General features: G+C 29.7%; 18 protein-coding genes. All 18 read left to right on the forward strand.

The genetic code is table 11. The features are described from left to right. Positions 1-136 precede the first annotated feature (136 nt). The 18 genes from C7U54_RS07090 (at position 137) to C7U54_RS07175 (ending at position 20,390) form a co-directional block, all read left to right on the forward strand. Complete coding sequence (locus C7U54_RS07090; protein ID WP_107029810.1) at positions 137-1,507, forward strand: PTS sugar transporter subunit IIC; 1,371 nt, start codon at positions 137-139, stop codon at positions 1,505-1,507. Positions 1,508-1,654: 147 nt separating this feature from the next. Beyond that, positions 1,655-2,098, forward strand: coding sequence for a sigma-70 RNA polymerase sigma factor region 4 domain-containing protein (locus tag C7U54_RS07095; protein ID WP_107029811.1), 444 nt, complete (start codon positions 1,655-1,657; stop codon positions 2,096-2,098). Positions 2,099-2,626: 528 nt separating this feature from the next. After that, positions 2,627-3,043 carry a type II toxin-antitoxin system PemK/MazF family toxin gene (locus C7U54_RS07100; RefSeq protein ID WP_107029812.1) on the forward strand — a complete coding sequence of 139 codons (417 nt, stop codon included), beginning with the start codon at positions 2,627-2,629 and terminating at the stop codon, positions 3,041-3,043. Positions 3,044-3,690: 647 nt separating this feature from the next. Further along, positions 3,691-4,119, forward strand: coding sequence for a flavin reductase family protein (locus C7U54_RS07105; protein ID WP_270440285.1), 429 nt, complete (start codon positions 3,691-3,693; stop codon positions 4,117-4,119). An 84-nt stretch (positions 4,120-4,203) separates the two neighbouring features. After that, complete coding sequence (locus C7U54_RS07110) at positions 4,204-5,148, forward strand: NAD(P)H-binding protein (protein ID WP_022002196.1); 945 nt, start codon at positions 4,204-4,206, stop codon at positions 5,146-5,148. Between the two features lie 461 nt (positions 5,149-5,609). Next, on the forward strand, positions 5,610-7,211 hold the full coding sequence (locus tag C7U54_RS07115) for an ABC-F family ATP-binding cassette domain-containing protein (protein WP_107029814.1): 1,602 nt from the start codon (positions 5,610-5,612) through the stop codon (positions 7,209-7,211). 393 nt (positions 7,212-7,604) lie between these two features. After that, on the forward strand, positions 7,605-8,435 hold the full coding sequence (gene dapF, locus C7U54_RS07120; protein ID WP_107029815.1) for a diaminopimelate epimerase: 831 nt from the start codon (positions 7,605-7,607) through the stop codon (positions 8,433-8,435). Positions 8,436-8,446: 11 nt separating this feature from the next. Continuing rightward, the gene (gene dapD, locus C7U54_RS07125) at positions 8,447-9,151 is read left to right on the forward strand and encodes a 2,3,4,5-tetrahydropyridine-2,6-dicarboxylate N-acetyltransferase (protein WP_022002193.1); all 705 of its coding nucleotides are present in this window, start codon (positions 8,447-8,449) and stop codon (positions 9,149-9,151) included. 9 nt (positions 9,152-9,160) lie between these two features. Next, the gene (locus C7U54_RS07130; RefSeq protein WP_107029816.1) at positions 9,161-10,291 is read left to right on the forward strand and encodes a M20 metallopeptidase family protein; all 1,131 of its coding nucleotides are present in this window, start codon (positions 9,161-9,163) and stop codon (positions 10,289-10,291) included. A gap of 2 nt (positions 10,292-10,293) precedes the next feature. After that, the gene (locus C7U54_RS07135; protein WP_107029817.1) at positions 10,294-11,478 is read left to right on the forward strand and encodes an aspartate aminotransferase family protein; all 1,185 of its coding nucleotides are present in this window, start codon (positions 10,294-10,296) and stop codon (positions 11,476-11,478) included. A 66-nt stretch (positions 11,479-11,544) separates the two neighbouring features. Further along, entirely contained in the window at positions 11,545-13,605 is a 2,061-nt protein-coding gene (locus C7U54_RS07140; protein ID WP_107029818.1) for a cysteine peptidase family C39 domain-containing protein, read from the forward strand. Further along, positions 13,583-14,044 (forward strand): rRNA maturation RNase YbeY, encoded by a 462-nt coding sequence (ybeY, locus tag C7U54_RS07145; RefSeq protein WP_107029819.1) that lies wholly within the window; start codon positions 13,583-13,585, stop codon positions 14,042-14,044. The genes C7U54_RS07140 and ybeY overlap by 23 nt, the downstream gene beginning before the upstream one ends. A gap of 1 nt (position 14,045) precedes the next feature. Beyond that, positions 14,046-14,441 carry a cytidine deaminase gene (gene cdd / locus C7U54_RS07150; RefSeq protein ID WP_022002188.1) on the forward strand — a complete coding sequence of 132 codons (396 nt, stop codon included), beginning with the start codon at positions 14,046-14,048 and terminating at the stop codon, positions 14,439-14,441. Beyond that, positions 14,438-15,334 carry a GTPase Era gene (era, locus tag C7U54_RS07155; RefSeq protein WP_107029820.1) on the forward strand — a complete coding sequence of 299 codons (897 nt, stop codon included), beginning with the start codon at positions 14,438-14,440 and terminating at the stop codon, positions 15,332-15,334. The genes cdd and era overlap by 4 nt, the downstream gene beginning before the upstream one ends. Next, complete coding sequence (gene recO / locus C7U54_RS07160; RefSeq protein WP_022002186.1) at positions 15,324-16,073, forward strand: DNA repair protein RecO; 750 nt, start codon at positions 15,324-15,326, stop codon at positions 16,071-16,073. The genes era and recO overlap by 11 nt, the downstream gene beginning before the upstream one ends. A gap of 78 nt (positions 16,074-16,151) precedes the next feature. Continuing rightward, positions 16,152-17,984, forward strand: coding sequence for a YgiQ family radical SAM protein (locus C7U54_RS07165; RefSeq protein ID WP_107029821.1), 1,833 nt, complete (start codon positions 16,152-16,154; stop codon positions 17,982-17,984). Then, positions 17,981-18,895 carry an alpha/beta fold hydrolase gene (locus C7U54_RS07170; protein ID WP_107029822.1) on the forward strand — a complete coding sequence of 305 codons (915 nt, stop codon included), beginning with the start codon at positions 17,981-17,983 and terminating at the stop codon, positions 18,893-18,895. Before C7U54_RS07165 ends, C7U54_RS07170 begins: the two co-directional genes overlap by 4 nt. A 121-nt stretch (positions 18,896-19,016) precedes the next feature. After that, positions 19,017-20,390: a glycine--tRNA ligase gene (locus tag C7U54_RS07175; protein ID WP_107029823.1), complete on the forward strand. Its 1,374-nt coding sequence runs from the start codon at positions 19,017-19,019 to the stop codon at positions 20,388-20,390. The last annotated feature ends 12 nt before the right edge of the window (positions 20,391-20,402 follow it).

Below are 20,402 nucleotides of genomic sequence, written 5' to 3' on the forward strand. Positions count from 1 at the left end.
ATAAAACAATTTATTTCCACGATTTGGAAAAGATTTCAAGCAATTGGAAAGATATTTTTTGTTGTGGAAATCAAAAGAATTTTAAGCGGTTACAGTTATATAATTTCACTGTAGCAAGAGAAGGGAGGGAACTTTCATGAATTTCATGGAAAAATTTAATGAACTTGCAAATCGTACACTTGTACCAATTGCTAACAAATTAGGGAATCAAAGACATTTGGCTGCTATTCGTGATGGAATGGTAGTAGCAATTCCGTTATCTATTTTAGGAGGGGTATGTTTAATTATTTCCACACCACCTTTTAAACCAGAAACGTTGCCAAATTGGGGATTTGTTTCTGATATGTTAAATGGTTGGTATAATTGGGCGCAAGCTAACAAAGCAATGTTGCAATTACCTTATAATATGACAATGGCATTAATGGGGTTATTTATTGCATTTGCAATTGCTTATCATTTAGCAGATGAATACGAAATGCCAAAATTAAATTCAGCAATCGTATCAACTGCCGTATTTTTAATTGTCTCTGCACCAACAACTTCAGCAGTAGCATCAAATCTTATTGTTGATGGAAAAAGTGCCACAGACTTATTATCTTTAGCTGGTAATTACATACCAACGACCTATTTGGATGCCAAAGGTATCTTTACAGCAATCTTGGTTGCTATAGGTTGTGTGGAAATTATGCATTTTATGTTTAAAAAAGACATTCGTATTAAAATGCCTGAAGGTGTTCCACCAGCAATCAGTTCATCTTTTGATGCAATTTTACCATTATTTATTTGTGTAATCATTTTTTATGGTCTTTCTTTAGTTGTACAAAACTTTAGCGGACAACTTTTACCAAGTATGATCATGACAGTTTTAGCACCTGCAATTTCAGGACTTGATTCATTAGTTGGTATTTGTTTAATTACCATGATTGCTCAAGTATTCTGGTTCTTTGGATTACATGGAGCAAGTATTACTCAACCAATCCGTTTACCATTTATGCAAATGTATTTGATTGCTAATCTTTCAGCATTCTCTGCTGGACAACCAATCGTACATTACTTTACTCAACCATTTTGGTCATATGTTATTACACTTGGTGGTGGTGGAGCTACAATGGGACTTTGTATCTTGTTGTTGAAATCTAAATCAGCAGAATTAAAGACATTAGGAAAATTATCAATTGGACCTGCAATCTTTAATATCAATGAACCGATTATCTTTGGCTTACCAATGGTTTTAAATCCATTAATGATGATTCCATTTATCTTTGTACCAGTAATCAATTCAATTATTGCTTATGGTTTAATGGCCTTCCATATTGTAGGAAAAGGAATTATTGAAACACCATGGACAACACCAGCGCCACTTGGAGCCGCACTTGGATGTATGGATTTCAAAGCAGCAATCATGGTTATTGGTTTAATTATTTTAGACATGGTTTTATACTATCCATTCTTTAAATTATTAGAAAAACAAAAATTAGAAGAAGAAAATTCAGTACAAACAAATTAAAAAAAGAAGATTAACTCACACATCAATCTTTTAAAAATTGAATAACTTAAGTATGCTCTAATGAGACCCCAAAATCATTAGAGCTTTTTTATAAAACTTAAAGTTCGACAGTTGTTTCTCTCAGTTTATGAAGAAGGGAGGGATAATATGTCAACTAAAGTTAGGGTAAACCTGAGAGAAATGTATCCTAAATATTATAATCAAGATTGCTTTGTTGAAGTTGATCAGGATGTTTATGAGACAATGAATAAATATGATCATATTGATGCAGCATATAAAAGAAAAGTAGATTATCATAAGGGATATTTTTCGTTAGATCGAAGTCCATTTTTAGAATTAGAAAAAGAAGGCTTTGATGTTAACGAAAACTTATTGTTGAAAGAATTGATAAGTTTTATTAAGTTAACAATTAAAGATTTACCAGTCAAAGAAAAAGAACGTATTTTAAAAAAATATGTTCAATGTAAGACCCTAGAATCAATTGCTATTGAAGAAAACTGTAGTATGCCTGCGGTTTACTATTCTATTAAAATAATACTGGAAAAAATTAAAGAAGTTCTAATTAAAAACGGTTATGACATTAATGATTAATTTAAATATCGTAACTTAAAAATGTTTTATAAATCTCATTATTTTAAGGAGATTTAAGACTGTTGACAAATATGAAGTTGACAGTCTTTTTTAAATTATTTTATTAATAAAAACAAGCTCTTAACGCTTCACATCATTTGTGCACATTGCACAAATACTAATGATTAATTTAGAATGCTTGTCTCTACTCAATTTGTTATATTTCATTATAATGAAATTGTAATAAAAATTAACATGTAAAAGAATGAGATAACCCATATATATTTATATCTCATATATTTACATTTTAAGTAATAGTTTCCCAAGATATTAATTTTTTTATTACACGAATTCCCTATAAAAATAAAGAAGATCATTCCCCTTAAATGATCTTTTTTATTTGTTTATAATTGTTATTAAAAATAGTTATAACATTAATGATTAATTCAAAGATCATAACTTAAAAATGCTTTATTGAATCTCCTTATATTTAAGGAGATTTTTTTAACATATTTATGCGAGTTGAACACTAAATAGTATTGGAATTATATGAAAGGAGTATGCAATGATAAAAAAATCAGTAGAGGTGAAATATATGTAGCCGACTTAAATCCGTATCAAGGTTTTGAACAAGGTGGGATAAGACCTGTAGTTATTTTACAAAATGATGCAGGAAATTATTTTAGTAGCACTACTATAGTTGCATCACTGACATCTCACGTAGCAAAAAAAGGAAATTTACCAACACATGTCTTTATTAACAGCCGAGAAGATCTTGAACATGATTCTATAATAATGTGCGAGCAAATAAGAACGATTGATAAATCAAGATTAATTAGATGTTTAGATCGGTTAGACGAGTATGAGATGGAGGAAGTTGAAGAGGCTTTGAGCGTAAGTTTAGGATGCTTTGATGACTCATTAAGTATAAATGTGTTGACAATCCAATTTATTTTGAGAATATAAGATTCTTTTTCTTGCGCGTTGAAAATAGGACATGTCATTGACATTGGATAAGATTTTTTTTAATAATTATTTTTACCTTTACGTGGTCCATTGGATATACGTCCGTCATTTATCCATGTAAAAAAGTTGGGTATCTCTTCTTTCCAATGTTCAAATGTCTTTATAACATTATTATTTGTTAGTGTTAAATGATTATAATTTAAGAATAATTCAATTTAAAAAGGAGCTGTTACGAAATTAAATAATTAATTTCATACAGTCTTTTCTTTTGTAAAATAAAAATAGGAATTTTAAATATCTATATAATAAAATTATACTACTATAAGAAGCAATTGTTTCTAATTACAATAATTCCTCAAACATAACGTTTGAGGAATTAATTGGTAAGAAATAAATATTACTGATAAGATATCAATATCCTATTTTTTAGTTAGATTTTATAAAAAACGGATGTTACGATTTTAAATTATTTCGTAACATTCCCCACGATAATTTATAGCGTACCGGATAATTTAATATACCTGAAAAATCCATTGCCTATTTTTGTTTATTATAAGTATTAATAAAGGTGTTTAAGGAGATGAGTTGGATGAAAGAAATAGAAGTAAAAGATTTAATCAAATATATTAATCCTTTTAAAACCAGCTATTGCTAGTGATGGAAAAGAAACCAATGGGCTTACAATTGGTTGGGCTGGATTTGGTGTTTTATGGAGAAAGCCAATGGCTACAGTTTATGTACATAAAACACGTTATTCAAAACATATTTTCGATCATGCTAAATATTATTCGATTTGTTTTATGGATCAAGAACATAAAAATCAATTAGGTTATTTTGGACGTGTTTCTGGTAGAGATGAAAATAAAATGGAAAAGTGTGGAATGACTGTTAATAATCAAGATGTTGCTCCTTATTTTGAAGAGAGTTCAGTCGTTATTTTATGTAAGGTTATGGGTAAAAGTGATTTTGATCAAAAGAGTGTTGATGAAAATGTTTATGAATGGTACCAAGAAGAAGGGGTTCATAGTCAATATTATGGAGAAATTGTAAAAGTATTGGTTAAAGACTATAAGTAAAACTTATAGTCTTTATTAATAAATAAGGACTATGATTATCTTGTGAAAATGTTATCATATTACTGTAAAATAGGAGGAAGAATCATGGGTAAATTATTATTAACTGGTGTTGATGGTAACTTAGGTCAATTAACTGCTGATGTTTTATTAACACTAGAACCAGTAGAAAACTTAATTTTTTGTGGATATAGTGAAGAATCACTAAAGAAATATGCTGAAAAAGGAATTGAAACACATGTCACAAACTTTAATAATCCTGATGGATTAGCTGAAGCTTTTAAAGGAGCAGATGCTCTAGCATTGATTTCTATGCCATTTGTTGGTGCTAAAAGACAAAATGCGCATAAAAATGCAGTAGATGCTGCTAAAGCTGCAGGTGTTAAACAAATTATTTATACATCTTTAGTCAATGCGGATGATGAAACAAATCCATCAGTAGAAAAGAAAGATCATATTTATACTGAAAAATATATTCAAGAAGTTGGTTTAGATTATCAATTTATGAGAAATTCTCAATATGCTGAAGCAATGGTCACAAACTACTTTACTTATGCACATATGAATGCACCACTTACAAATTCACAAGGTGATGGTTTAATGGCTTACATTTCACGTAAAGACTGTGCGAAAGCATTAGCTTATGCTTTACATAGATCAAATGAATTCCATCAAAAAGTATGGAACATTAATGGTTTAGAATTAATGACAATTTCAACATTCTGTGCTATTGGAGATGTCAGTACAGGAAATCATGTTCCATTTGTGAATGTGACTGATGAAGAAAACTATCAAATTTGGGATGCTATGGGTGTTCCTAGAACAACAGATGGTGTATTCCAAAAAGATTCAGAAGCACCATTTTCATCAGATGGAATGGTTACATTTGCTCAAGCAATCAGAGAAGGTAAAATGGATATTCATACAAAAGACTTTACAATACTTACAGGAGATACACCTATTTCAGTAAGATATATGTTTGATCATCAAGAAGAATTCCAAATTGGTGAAAGACATTCTCAAGATAAATAAGATATCTAATAAAAGTGAATCGATGAAGGATTCACTTTTATTATGTTCAAAAAATAAATTTCTATATATAAATAATGGATGTTTTATTTTAATGTCATAATTTAGAAAAACGGGGCAATATAGCATAAATGAAAGTGTTCCTTCATTTATAGAAAGGGTTAGATTGTTGTTAGAAAATGACTTGAAAGTTCAAATAGGAAACTTTTATTAATTAATGAAAGACAAGCAGGAAAAATATTATGAGAGATGAAAGAAAGAAGTGGATACGCTAAATTATAGAGGATATCAATTTTATAAAGAAAACCCATCTTTGATGATATGGAAAGTCATAGAAAAATATTTCAAGATTGTCATTTGTAATTAAATAAATATATTGAAAATCCATTTTATCTACTTTTAATAGACATTTTTTGTGTTTTATGTCATAATACCAAAGCTACTTAAAAGAAAGGAATGACGATATGATATCAACACAAAATGTCTCATTAAGATATGGAGATAGAGCATTATTTGAAAATGTTTCTGTTAAATTTACAGAAGGTAACTGTTATGGAATTATTGGTGCCAATGGTGCTGGTAAATCTACATTTTTAAAAATCTTAGCAGGAGAAATTGAACCTAATAAAGGGGAAGTTATTATTGAACCTCATAAAAGATTATCTGTTTTAAAACAAGACCACTTTGCTTATGATAAAAATAAAGTTGTTGAAACTGTTATTATGGGTAATAAAAGACTTTATGAAATCATGCAAGAAAAAGAAAGATTATACGCAAAAGAAGATTTTAATGATGAAGATGGTATTTTACTTGGTGAATTAGAAGGTGAATTTGCGGATATGGATGGTTGGAATGCTGAAGCTGATGCTGAAACAATGCTTAATGGTTTAGGAATTACTTCTGAGTTTCATGATATGTATATGAAAGATTTAGATGGAAATCAAAAAGTAAAAGTTTTATTAGCGCAAGCCTTATTTGGTGATCCGGATATTTTATTATTAGACGAACCAACAAACCACTTGGATTTAAAAAGTATTAATTGGTTAGAAAACTTCTTGTTAAATTTCAAAAATACTGTTATTGTTGTTTCTCATGACCGCCATTTTTTAAATAAAGTTTGTACACATATTGCTGATATTGACTATAGCCGTATTCAATTATACGTTGGAAACTATGATTTCTGGTATGAATATAGTCAAATGCAAATTCAACAAGCGAAAGATCAAAATAAAAAAGCTGAAGCAAAGAAAAAAGAATTGGAAGAATTTATTGCACGATTCAGTGCCAATGCTTCAAAAGCCAAACAAGCAACTTCTAGAAAGAAATTATTAGATAACTTAGAAATGGTCGATATTAAACCATCTCTTAGAAGATATCCATTTATTGGTTTTAAACCAGGAAGAGAAGTAGGAAATATCGTTTTAAATGTTGAAGGTCTTACTAAAGTAGTTGATGGAGAAAAACTTATTAATAATGTTTCATTCTCTATTCAACCAAATGAAAAAGTTGCTTTTGTAGGAGATGATAAAGCAACAGAAGCGTTCTTTAAAATTATTATGGGTGAAGATGAAGATTATGAAGGAGAATTTAAATGGGGTGTGACAACAAGCCAATCTTATTTTCCTAAAGATAACTCAAAATATTTTAATGACTGTGAATTATCACTTGTTGATTGGTTAAGACAATTTACAGATGGAACGGTTTATGAACAAGATTTAAGAGGATGGTTAGGAAGAGTGTTATTCTCTGGAGAAGAAGCTTTAAAGAAAGCAAATGTTTTATCTGGAGGAGAAAAGGTAAGATGTATGCTGGCTAAAATGATGATGGAAGATGCAAATGTTCTTGTTTTTGATGAACCAACAAACCATTTGGATCTTGAATCAATTCAAGCTTTAAACCAAGGTCTTATTCAATTTAAAGAAAATATTTTATTTACATGTCATGACCATCAATTTGTACAAACAATTGCTAATAGAATTATTGAATTTAATAAAGATGGTATGATTGATCGTTTATCAACATACGATGAATATTTAGAATATAAAGAAGAATTAGAAACAAAATAAAGGATCCAAGAAGGATCCTTTATTCGTTTACGATATATAATGTTTTATAAGGGAAGGAAATTTGAAAAAAATTTTTTCTAAGAAAGATGTTTAAATATTATTTATCTTTCTTGCTATTATCATAATAAACAATTGTGAACTGAATATTTCTTATTAAACAAAAAAAGCCTTTTTTAAAGACTTTTTTGTTTAAATAATAATTGGGAAAGGAATATGAATTTATTATTTAACGAAAGATGATTGATCTTTCATGGTTATAATATAGATGAAAACTATAATAGAACAATCGTTCGATCATGTGTTTTTATGTGATGTCGTAAAATTAAATGATAAAGAAGATTGAAAAAAATTATCATTTTGGTAAAATTGTTTTAAACAATGTGAGGTGATAAAGTGGAATTACATTTTACAAAAATGGAAGGTATTGGAAATGACTATATTTATGTTGATGGAATCAATCAAGAGGTACCGATGGATGCAGAATTTATTAGCCGTATTTCAAATCGCCATTTTGGTATTGGTGGAGATGGAATGATCGTTATTTTAAAGTCTGATCAATATGATTTTAAAATGCGTATGTTCAATCTAGATGGTAGTGAAGGAATGATGTGTGGAAATGGAATTCGTTGTTTTGCTAAATTTTGTTATGACCATCATTTAACAGATAAAAAGGTTTTAAATATTGAAACAAAGGCAGGTTTACGTATTGTAGAACTTATTTTTGATGGAGATGAAGTTGTTGGCGCAAAAGTAGATATGCAAGAACCAATTTTAAATTGTAAAGACATTCCTGTTATTTTTGATCAAGAAAAAATGATTAATGAAAAAGTGATGATTGGAGATCAAGAATATGCTTTAACAGCTGTTTCTATGGGGAATCCCCATGTCATTACATATGTTGATTCATTAGATTTTGATATTGAAACAATAGGAAAACAATTTGAACATCATCAAATATTTCCAGAATCAGTCAATACTGAATTTGTTGAAGTAATCAATGATCATTATTTAAAAATGCGTGTATGGGAAAGAGGCAGCGGTGAAACAATGGCTTGTGGAACAGGTGCTTGTGCCGTTATGTATGCAAGTTATTTGAATGGTTATTGTAAAGAAAAAGCAACAGTTGAGCTTCTTGGAGGAAAGTTAGAAATTGAACTTCAAGAGGGACATATTTTTATGACAGGTCCAGCAACAACTGTGTTTGAAGGAAAAATAAAAATATAAGGAGGAAATTTATGTTACAAACAGCAGAAGAAATTATTAAGTATATTGGTGATGCAAAGAAACAAACACCAATTAAAATGTATTTAAAAGGTGAAAATTTACCTGATACAGATGCATTCCATTTATTTGGAGATAGTCATTTTAAAATTGCTATTGGAGATTTAGATGCTATTAATGCTTATGTTGAAGAAAATAAAGATTTAATCAAAGATTCATTTATTGAACAAGATCGTCGTAATAGTGCGATTCCAATGTTAGATATGAGAAATATCAACGCTCGTATTGAACCAGGATGCTTCATTCGTGAAAATGTTTCTATTGGAGATAATGCCGTTATCATGATGGGTGCTGTTATCAATATTGGTGCTAAAATTGGTGAAGGATCAATGATCGATATGGGTGCTGTTTTAGGAGGACGTGCTGAAGTTGGAAAACATTGTCACGTTGGAGCTGGAGCAGTGTTAGCTGGTGTTATTGAACCACCTAGTGCTTCACCTGTTATTCTAGAGGATGATGTTTTAATTGGTGCAAATGCGGTTGTTATCGAAGGTGTTCATATTGGTAAAGGTGCAGTTGTAGGTGCAGGAAGTATCGTTACTCAAGATGTACCTGCTGGTGCGGTTGTTGTTGGAAATCCAGCAAGAATCATCAAGGAACAAAAAGATGAAAAAACTGAAGGTAAAACACAATTAATGGATGATTTACGTAAAATCTAGGATACGATTATGGAACAATTATTAGATCAAATAAGGACATGGCGTCGTCATTTACACGCCATTCCTGAAATCGGTTTTCAAGAATATAAAACATCAAAGTATCTTTATGAAGAATTAAAAAAAATGGGGTATCAGCCTTTAAAAATAACAGAGACGGGAATCGCTGTTTATCTTGATTTTCATAAAGAAAAAACACTTGCTTTTAGAAGCGATATCGATGCTTTAGAAATTGAAGAACAAACAGGTGTATCATTTAAAAGTACACATCAAGGAAAAATGCATGCCTGTGGTCATGATGGACATATGACAGCACTTCTTGGACTTGCTTATAAGCTAAAAGATGTTCAAGATCTACCACATAATGTTTTGCTTATTTTTCAACCAGGAGAAGAAGTGGTCAATGGGGCACCATCAATTATTAATACAGGTATTTTTGAAAAATATCATGTTAAAGGAATTTATGGTTTACATATGTTCCCAGATGTTGATGAAGGAAAAATTGCTTGTCGTAAAGGTCCTTTAATGGCTGAAAGTGGTGAATTGGATGTAACGGTTCATGGTAAAAGTGCACATGCAGGTAAGTATCATGAAGGAATTGATTCGATTGTGATTGCGAGTTTTTTGATTAGTAATTATCAAAGTATCATTTCACGAATGATTTCGCCAATGCAACCTTGTGTTTTAAATATAGGTGAAATACATGGGGGAACGGTCAGAAATATTGTGGCTAGTCAAACAAGTTTCCATGGAACACTTAGAACTTATAGTGAAGAAGTCTTTTCACGTATTGTAGAAGCAATGAAAGGGTTTAATCAAGGAATGGAACAAGCATATCATTGTCAAATTGATTTTGCCTGTCAACCTTTTAACCCACCTGTTTTAAATGATGCACATTTATATGAAGAACTTAAAAAGAATGTTGGCGCAAACTTCGAAGAACTTGAAGAGCCTGTGATGTTAGCAGAAGACTTTGCTCATTATCAAAAAGTGATTCCTGGTGTTTTCTTTTATGTGGGGACAAGATGTAAAGAATATACTTCAGGTTTACATACACCAACTTTCAATTTTCATGAAGAAGTTTTAGTACAAGCTGTTGAACTTTATGAAAAACTTGCAAGAAATGTACAATTGGGGGACTAAAAATGAATTATTATGATAGATCATTGGATGCTTTAATGCATGCCTATGGAAGATATAATGTCACATTTGATCATGGAGATGGCATTCATTTATATGATGTAAATCAAAAAGAATATATTGATTTCTTTTCAGGAATTGGTGTTAATTCTTTTGGCTATAATTATCCAGCTTATGTAGAAGCCATGGAAAAACAATTACATAGATTAATGCATATTTCTAACTACTTTAATACGGTTGAAACAATTGAAGCAGCTGAATGTGTTAAAAAAGCTACAAAATTAGATAAAGTATTCTTTACAAATTCAGGAGCTGAATCAACAGAAGGTGCTTTAAAACTTGCACGTAAATATTATTATCAAAAACATGGAAAAGCGGATAGTGAAATTATTTCTTTAAATCATTCTTTCCATGGAAGAACAACAGGATCTGTTAAACTTACAGGAAATGCACATTATCAAGAAGCGTTTGGACCTTTAATTGAAGGTGTAAAATATGCAAATATCAATGATTTAGAAAGCGTAAAAGCATTAATAAGTGAAAAAACAGCAGCAATCATCGTTGAACCTGTTCAAGGTGAAGGTGGCGTTTACGTTTGTACAAAAGAATTCTTAACAGGTTTAAGAATTCTTTGTGATGAAAAAGATATTGCTTTGATTTTAGATGAAGTTCAATGTGGTATGGGTCGTACAGGAACAATTATGACTTATTTCCAATACGATATCTTACCTGATATTTTATGTTTAGCTAAAGGAATTGGGGCAGGTTTTCCAATGGGAGCCTTTGTCGCAAATAAAAAGTTTGCTGCAGCGATGGAACCTGGAGATCATGGTTCTACTTATGGTGGAAATCCAATGGCTGGACAAGCATGTCGAACAGTCTTTAAAATCTTAGAAGAAACAAAAATGCTTGATCATGTTCAAGATATCAGTGAATATTTAATTGAAAAATTAGATGATTTAAAAGATAAATATTCTTGTATTAAAGAAAGACGTGGTTTAGGATTGATGATTGGTTTAGAATTTGATCGACCAGTTAAAGATATTGTTCAAACTTGTTTAGATAATGGACTTATTGTTGTCATGGCAGGAGCGAATGTTATAAGAATGTTACCACCATTTATTACAACTGAAAAAGATGTTGATCAAGCAATTGCTATTTTAGATCAAGCAATTGAAAAAAATATTTAAAAATTTTAAAAAATTAAAAGAAAAATAGGATGTTTTTGACATATATAATGATGAGGTGATAAATATATGTTGAAATATCCTATTTTTTTACAAGATAATGAAAACAGTTGCGGGGCATACTGTATTAAAATGCTCTTAAGCTTTTATAAAAGAGATGATGAAATTAAAAATATTAAAAAGTGTTGTCGTCTTACAAAAGAAGGCGTTACGGTTTATGGATTGATACAAGTTTTAAAGAAATATCATCTAGAAGCAAAAGCGTATCAATGTGAGTTTAAACATTTATTTGAAGAGGTCAATTGCCCAGTAATCATTCATTTAAAACAAGATGATCTCTATCATTATGTTGTTTTGTATAAAATCAAAGATGAATATTTTTTAGTGGGAGATCCAGCCAAAGGACTCATAAAAATGTCTTATGAAAGTTTTTCAAAGCAGTTTACAGGAATTATTATCATGATTGATCATGTAGGAATGCCACTTACTAAAAGAAATAACTATACTTTTCAAAATTTTCTAAAAGATCATTTTAAACAGCATTATCAAACAATCATTAAGATGATGATTAAAACCATTATTATTTCAATGCTTACAATGATTTTTTCTTATTATTATCAATTGATGATTGATTCTTTTTCAAAGTATCCAATCTATCAAATTGTTTTCATTTCTCTTGGCTTTACAGTGCTCTATGCCTTTAAACTTTTATTAGATTATTTAAGAAGACAACAAATTTTAGAATTAAGCAGAGAACTTAATCAAGAATATGCTTTAAAAACCATGCAAAATCTTATTTATCAAGATTATGATTACATGGATGGTTTAGAAAAAGGAACATTGTTATCAAGATCACAAAATTTATTTGAATTAAGTCAATATTTTATAGAATTTTATCATGTGATCTTTATTGATAGTATTTTAATGCTTTTCATTTTGATTTTTATTTTATCGATTCAATTCTTTTTGTTTTTGATTGTTTTATTGATGATGGTTATTATTTTTTTAGTATTTTATTTTTATAGTAAAAAGTTACATATTGAAAATAAAAAAATATTAGAACAAAAAGAACATTTAAATGATGGTTTGTTAGAATTTCAAGAAAACTATTTTCAAACAATTCAGTTTAAAGTTAAAAAAATGATGAAAAATAAACTAGGATATCTCTATGATACTTACTTTATGAATGTCTATCATCATGATGAAATGACCAATATTCATCAAGTTCAATTAGAAGCCTTGATTCAAATCATGATTATGGCTGTCTTATTATTGGCAATCATCATTTATAAAAAGCAACAAATGACCCTTGGAACAGTGATGCTTGTTTATTTATTACTTTCTTATATGATCAATCCTTTAATGAAAATATCAGTCTTTATTGCGATGCATGATGAATTACAAATTATTTTTGAAAGATATAAAGAAATGTTACCTGAAAAAAGAGAGAGGAAAAAGAAAATCAAAAAGATAAAAAGCATTGAATTAAAACATGTAAGTTTTAGTTATGGTTATACACGACCTCTTTTTGATCATTTTCAACTGAAAATAGAACGTTCATTATTTATTCAAGGTAAAACAGGAAGTGGTAAATCAACACTTTTAAAACTGATCATGAATCAATTACAACCAACAAAAGGAGAAATTGTTATTAATGGAATCAATCTACAAGAACTTGATTTAAATAGTTATTATAGTCATATTAAATATTTAAATAAAACTCCCGTTTTTTATAAAGAATCATTAAGAACGAATATAATTTTTGATCGTTTGTTTTTAGAGGATAAAATGATAGAATTATTGCATTATTTTATGTTGGATGATTTAGTAAATGGTTTAGATTTAAAGCTTGATGAACAGGGTGGCTTTTTATCATCGGGACAAGGACAGCTCGTGATGATTATTCGTGCACTATTAAGTGAACCCGATGTTTTGATTTTAGATGAAGCATTTAGTAATATAGATCAAGAAAGATTACAATTATTGATCAATTATCTAAGTTTTCAAAAGATCATCGTGATTATTGTTTCTCATCAAATAAATATGATGAACTGCCAGTTTGACTGTGTTATAATTGATTCAGGAAAAATAGTGGGTGAGGAAGATTATGGAAATAGATTTAGCACTTAATAATGAAGTAGAAGATTTTAAAGAAGATTATGAAAGTATTTATTTAGAAATTATTCAAGAAGCATGTAAACAATTAGGTATTCATGATGATTTAGAATTATCAGTTATTTTTGTAGATGATCAGCGTATTCATGAAATCAATAAGGAATATCGTAAAATTGATCGTAGTACAGATGTTATTAGTTTTGCTTTAGAAGATAGTGAACAATATTATATTGAAGGTATGCCAAGAGAAATAGGAGATATTTTTATTTCAATTGATCATGCTAAAATGCAAGCAGAAGAATATGGTCATTCATTTTATCGAGAAATGTGTTTTTTATTTACACATGGTTTATTACATTTGCTTGGATTTGATCATATGAATGAAGAGGATGAAAAAGTGATGTTTTCAAGACAAAAAGAAATATTGAATGCTTTAAATATTGAAAGGAAATAATATGGACCAAAATAAATTAATCGATTTAGCTTGGAAAGCAAGAGAAAATGCGTATGTTCCTTATAGTCATTTTAAAGTAGGAGCTTGTATTGCTTTAAAAGATGGAACATTTGTTCAAGGATGTAATATTGAAAATGCTGCTTATGGGTCAACAATGTGTGCAGAAAGAAATGCTGTCTTTGGCGCTTATTGTAAAGGTTATCGCAAAGAAGATATTATTGGACTAGCAATTGTTGCTGATTGTAGTCCGATTGCTTCTCCATGTGGGGCATGTCGCCAAGTATTATCAGAACTTGTTGATTTAGAGATGCCCATCTTTCTAGCAAATAAAGAAAAAGTAGAAAAACATACAATTGGTGAATTATTACCAATGGTATTTATAGGAGAGAGTTTATGAGTTTTAAATCAGGATTTGTCAGTATTGTAGGACGTCCAAATGTTGGAAAGTCTACCTTATTAAATCAAATATTAAAAACAAAGCTTGCAATCATGTCAGATGTTGCTCAAACAACACGTAATACAATTCAAGGTATTTATACAGATGATGAAGCACAAATCATTTTTATGGATACACCAGGAATCCATAAACCTCAAGATGGTTTAGGAAACTTTATGAATACGACGGCTTTAAATAGTATTTATGGAGTGGATATGGTTTTATTTATTGCACCAGCAAATGAAACGATTGGTAGAGGAGACCGTTTTATTATTGAAAGATTAAAAGAAGCGGATGGACCGGTTTTCCTTTTACTTAATAAATGTGATCTTGTTTCTAAAGATGAAGTTATTAAAAAATTAACAGAATGGAAAGAACTTTTTGATTTTAAAGAAATCATTCCTATTTCAGCTTTAGAAGATCAAAATGTGGATACATTGATTTCTACAATTAAAACATATTTAAATGAAGGAATGATGTATTATCCAAAAGATCAAATGACAGATCATCCAGAAAGATTTGTGATGGCTGAATTTATTAGAGAAAAGATTCTTTATTTTACAAGAGAAGAAGTTCCTCATAGTGTTGCAATCGTTGTTGAAAGAATGGCAGAATTAGAGGATGGCAGTGTAGAAGTTATTGCGACAATTGTTGTCGATCGTAAATCTCAAAAGGGTATTTTGATTGGTAAACAAGGAAGTATGATCAAAAAAATTCGTCAAAATGCACAAAGAGAAATGAAACGTTTTTTACAAACAACAGTGCATTTGGAATTATTTGTTAAAGTTGAAAATAATTGGCGTAATAAACAAAAATATTTAAAAGAATTTGGTTATAACGAAGATGACTATTAAAAAAGAAGAAGTTGTTTCTTTAGGTATTGTTTTAAAGACGCATCCTTATAAAGAAAGTGATTCTTTAGTCACTGTGTATTTTAAAGATTATGGAAAAATGACTTTGATTGCTCGGGGTGTAAAAAAATTAAAAAGTAAAAATGCTTCGGCTTGTCAAAGTCTTACACTTTCAGAGTTTACTTTTATACCTAGAAATGGTTTATCAACGATGATTAAAGCAAGTTCGGTTGATTTTTATCGCTATATTAAAGAAAATCTTGAATTAGAAGCGTATGCAAGTTATTTTATGGAATTTGTTTTAAAGAATGAAGAGGATAATCAACCGGATTTAGAAATCTTTGATACTTTAAAAAAATCATTAGATGCTCTAAATCATGGTTATCCCTATCCATTGGTTTATCTATTATATAATGCATTTATTTTAAAAAGATGCGGGATGGCTTTACAAGTTGATGGCTGTGTAAGATGTTTAAGACAAGATCATATAGCAGGAATCAGTTTAGAAGATGGGGGCTTTGTCTGTCATGATTGTTTATCACTTCATGATAAACAATTAGATAAGGTAACATTAAAGGCTTTTCGTCATATTAATAAATTAACGATTGATTCTATTGATCAACTTAAAGTACCGGATGAATCTATTGATTTATTAATGGAAATTATGGATTATTATGTTGATGAGATGACGGGGATTTTATTTAAAACAAAGAAAATGATTCAAAGTCTTTCAAAAATATGACAAAAGTAGACACTTTTGTCTTTTTTTATAAACATATTTTGACTATAATAGAAACAAAAGTAAGGGGAGGATTTATAGATGGGACAATTTTTACCGATAAATAGAAAAGAAATGGAAGAAAGAGGATGGCAAGAGGTAGATTTTGTCTATATTTGTGGTGATGCTTATGTAGATCACCCTTCATTTGGAGCAGCTATTATTTGTCGTACATTAGAGGCAAATGGTTTTAAGGTTGCTTTTTTATCGCAACCAGATTGGCATAAGGTAGAAGAATTTAGGCAATTTGGGAAACCTCGTTTAGGTTTTTTAATTTCTTCAGGAAATATTGATTCAATGGTCAATCACTATACTGTTTCTAAAAAAAGAAGACATAAAGATTCTTATACATCAGGTGGCGAAGGTTTTAAAAGACCTGATAGAGCAGTGATTGTTTATAGTCAAATGGCAAGACAAGCATTTCCTGATGCTAATATTTTAATTGGAGGAATTGAAGCTTCTCTTAGACGTTTAGCTCATTATGATTATTGGAGTGATAAGGTTAGAAAATCGATTATTATTGATGCCAATGCAGATTTATTAATGTTTGGAATGGGAGAAAACAGTATTATTGAAGTTGCAGAAGCATTAGATAGTGGGTTAGATATTAAATATTTAACGTATTTAGATGGAACAGTTTATAAAACAAAAAATATCGATGATTTAAATGAAGCTGATTATATAATGCTTCCTAGTTACGAAGAAATTACAACATCTAAAAGAAAATACGCTGAATCTTTCCAAAAACAATATTTAAATACCGATCATTATAATGCTAAAATCTTAGTTGAACCTTATCAAGGATGGTATGTGGTTCAAAATAAACCGAATAGACCACTTACCCAAAGAGAATTCGATAGAGCTTATGGTTATGATTACAATCGTGATTATCATCCAAGTTATCAACACGTTCCAGCTATTGATGAAGTTAAATTCTCACTTATTTCAAATAGAGGGTGTTTTGGATCATGTAATTTCTGTGCTTTAGCGTTCCATCAAGGAAGAATTATTCAAGCAAGAAGTCATGAATCAATTATTGCTGAAGCAAATAAAATGGTTTGGGATCCTGATTTTAAAGGATACATTCATGATGTTGGTGGCCCAACAGCTAACTTTAGAGATACTGCTTGTGATAAACAAAAAACCAAAGGGGCTTGTCCTACAAAACAATGCTTATGGCCAGAACCTTGTAAAAATTTAAAAGTTGATCATGAAGATTATTTATCATTACTTACAAAATTAAGACAGCTTCCAAACGTTAAAAAAGTTTTCGTACGTTCAGGAATTCGTTACGATTATCTCATGTATGATAAAAATGATCATTTCTTTGAAGAGCTTGTTCAACATCATATTTCAGGACAATTAAAAGTTGCCCCTGAACATATCAGTAATCATGCTTTAGATAAGATGGGCAAACCAAGACGTGGGCTTTACGAAAAATTTGTTGATAAATATTATCGTATTAATGAAAAATATAATAAAAAACAATTCTTAGTGCCTTATTTAATGTCCTCTCATCCAGGATGCCGTTTAGAAGATGCTATCGAACTGGCGGAATATTTAAGAGATATTCATCATCAACCAGAACAAGTACAAGATTTTTATCCAACACCAGGAACACTTTCAACAACGATGTATTATACAGGGTTGGATCCTCGTGATATGACACCTGTTTATGTGCCAAAAGATCCTAAAGAAAAAGCGATGCAAAGAGCCTTGATTCAATATAAGAATCCTAAAAACTATGACCTTGTATATGAAGCCTTGATCAAAGCTAATCGAAAAGATTTGATTGGATTTGGTAAAAAATGCCTGATTAAACCACGTACAAAAAGGCAAAACTATAACAGATCTTATACAAGGGGGCATAAATGATGAAACTTACAGAAACGTATACCTCCTTAACACAAACACATATTAAATTTGATATTTATCAACCAAATGTGATATTAAGATATAAGGGAATCATTCAACTTCATCATGGATTATGTGAACATTCAGACCGTTATCAAAAATTTGCGGAATATTTAAGTCATGAAGGTTTTATTGTAGTCGTGCCTGATTTTCCTGGGCATGGTACATCACTTTATCATTTTGAACAAGGCTATTTTGGAAGCGGAAATGCGCTTGATACTTTGATTGAAGATATGCAACGTTTAAGACATATTATCGCTAAAAGATATGAAGACCTTCCTTATTTTATGATTGGTGTTGATTTTGGTTCGCTCGTATTACTTAAATATGCCATGACGTATGGAAATTATATTAATGGAATGATTATGCTTGGAACATGTATGAAAAATAATTTTTATTATCGTATGAAAACGATTGTTGATTTAAATATTTTACTACATGGACAAATGAACCGTTCAAGAGTAATAAAAAAAGCAGTTGATTTATTTTTACAAAAAAATTTAAATGGTTGTTATAAAATGAGTAATCAAAAAGAAGTACAGCTTTATCAAGAAGATCCTTTAAGTGATTTTGTTTATACAAATCAAGCCTATCATGATATATTGGAATACATAAAATATGTAAGTGATGAAGATCATCTAAAACATATACCTGATTATTTACCTGTTTATTTATTATCAGGTGGTTTTGATAATCTTACTAAAAATGGAAAAGATACTATAAAACTTTATCAAATATTAAAAGGAAATGGTCTAAAAGATCTCCAATATAAGATTTATGATAATAAAAGACAAGATATTTTACATGATAATAATTATCGAGATGTCTATCATGATATTATGCATTGGTTAGACGAAAAAACCTATATATAGTACCCTTATAGTTGGTTGACAAATATCCACTATAAGGGTATTTTATTTGTACGCGAAAAGAAGATAGAAGACTTGGAAAGCCAAGTCTTTATTCATTTATATCGTAAAAAAGGAGAAAATTATGGCAACTAAAGATATGGATAAATTAGTAAATCATGCAAAATCAACTGGTTTTGTATATCAAGGTTCAGAAATCTATGATGGACTAGCAAATACTTGGGATTATGGACCATTAGGGGTTGAAATGAAAAACAATATTAAACGTTTATGGTGGAAAAGATTCATTCAAGAATCTCCTTATAACGTTGGTTTAGATTCAGCTATTTTCATGAATCCAAAGGTATGGGAAGCTTCAGGACATGTTGGTGGTTTCTCTGATCCGTTAATTGACTGTAAAGAATGTAAAACAAGACATCGTGCAGATAAATTAATTGAAGCATATGATCCTTCTGTACATAGTGAAGGTTGGTCTAATGAACAAACAATGTCTTATATTAAAGAACATAATATTGTTTGTCCTAACTGTGGAAAAAGTAATTTCACTGATGTTAGACAATTTAAATTAATGTTTGAAACACATATGGGTGTTGTTGAAGATGATAAATCTGTTGTTTATTTACGTCCAGAAACTGCACAAGGAATCTTTGTAAACTTTAAAAATATTCAAAGAACTTCTCGTAAAAAAGTACCATTTGGTATTGGTCAAATTGGTAAATCATTCAGAAATGAAATTACACCAGGTAACTTTATTTTTAGAACAAGAGAATTTGAACAAATGGAATTAGAATTCTTTTGTAAACCAGATACTGATTTAGAATGGTTTGATTATTGGAAAGCTTATTGTAAAAAATTCTTATTAGACTTAGGATTAAAAGAAGAAAATTTAAAATTCAGAGATCATGAAAAAGAAGAATTATCTTTCTATTCTAAGGCTACATGTGATGTTGAATATAAATTCCCATTTGGATGGGGTGAATTATGGGGTATTGCAGACCGTACAGATTATGACTTATCTCGTCATATGGAACATTCTAAAAAATCTTTAGAATATTTAGATCCTCAAACAAATGAAAAATATATTCCATATGTTATTGAACCATCTGTAGGGGCAGACCGTTTATTCTTATCTATTTTCTGTGATAGTTATCAAGAAGAAACATTAGAAAATGGAGATACAAGAACAGTGATGAAATTACATCCTGCCATTGCTCCATATAAAGTAGCAGTTTTACCACTTACTAAAAAACAAAGTGAAAAAGCTGAAGAAGTTTATGCAACACTTGCTAAACATTTCTCTGTTGAATTTGATGTTGCAGGTCAAATTGGTAAAAGATATCGTCGTCAAGATGCTATTGGAACACCATATTGTGTGACTGTTGATTTTGATACAATGGAAGACAATGCTGTTACTGTTCGTGATAGAGATACCATGGAACAAGTACGTTTACCAATTGATCAATTAGTAGGTTATATTCAAGATAAAATTACATTCTAATAAAGGAGATTA

The sequence above is a fragment of the Faecalibacillus intestinalis genome, assembly GCF_003024685.1.
GTDB classification, from domain to species: domain Bacteria; phylum Bacillota_I; class Bacilli_A; order Erysipelotrichales; family Coprobacillaceae; genus Faecalibacillus; species Faecalibacillus intestinalis.

Coding starts and splice junctions, on each gene's coding strand:
- C7U54_RS07090 (WP_107029810.1), top strand. CDS start 137: ATGAATTTCATGGAAAAATTTAATGAACTTGCAAATCGTACACTTGTA.
- C7U54_RS07095 (WP_107029811.1), top strand. CDS start 1,655: ATGTCAACTAAAGTTAGGGTAAACCTGAGAGAAATGTATCCTAAATAT.
- C7U54_RS07100 (WP_107029812.1), top strand. CDS start 2,627: ATGAAAGGAGTATGCAATGATAAAAAAATCAGTAGAGGTGAAATATAT.
- C7U54_RS07110 (WP_022002196.1), top strand. CDS start 4,204: ATGGGTAAATTATTATTAACTGGTGTTGATGGTAACTTAGGTCAATTA.
- C7U54_RS07115 (WP_107029814.1), top strand. CDS start 5,610: ATGATATCAACACAAAATGTCTCATTAAGATATGGAGATAGAGCATTA.
- dapD (WP_022002193.1), top strand. CDS start 8,447: ATGTTACAAACAGCAGAAGAAATTATTAAGTATATTGGTGATGCAAAG.
- C7U54_RS07130 (WP_107029816.1), top strand. CDS start 9,161: ATGGAACAATTATTAGATCAAATAAGGACATGGCGTCGTCATTTACAC.
- C7U54_RS07135 (WP_107029817.1), top strand. CDS start 10,294: ATGAATTATTATGATAGATCATTGGATGCTTTAATGCATGCCTATGGA.
- C7U54_RS07140 (WP_107029818.1), top strand. CDS start 11,545: ATGTTGAAATATCCTATTTTTTTACAAGATAATGAAAACAGTTGCGGG.
- ybeY (WP_107029819.1), top strand. CDS start 13,583: ATGGAAATAGATTTAGCACTTAATAATGAAGTAGAAGATTTTAAAGAA.
- cdd (WP_022002188.1), top strand. CDS start 14,046: ATGGACCAAAATAAATTAATCGATTTAGCTTGGAAAGCAAGAGAAAAT.
- era (WP_107029820.1), top strand. CDS start 14,438: ATGAGTTTTAAATCAGGATTTGTCAGTATTGTAGGACGTCCAAATGTT.
- recO (WP_022002186.1), top strand. CDS start 15,324: ATGACTATTAAAAAAGAAGAAGTTGTTTCTTTAGGTATTGTTTTAAAG.
- C7U54_RS07165 (WP_107029821.1), top strand. CDS start 16,152: ATGGGACAATTTTTACCGATAAATAGAAAAGAAATGGAAGAAAGAGGA.
- C7U54_RS07170 (WP_107029822.1), top strand. CDS start 17,981: ATGATGAAACTTACAGAAACGTATACCTCCTTAACACAAACACATATT.
- C7U54_RS07175 (WP_107029823.1), top strand. CDS start 19,017: ATGGCAACTAAAGATATGGATAAATTAGTAAATCATGCAAAATCAACT.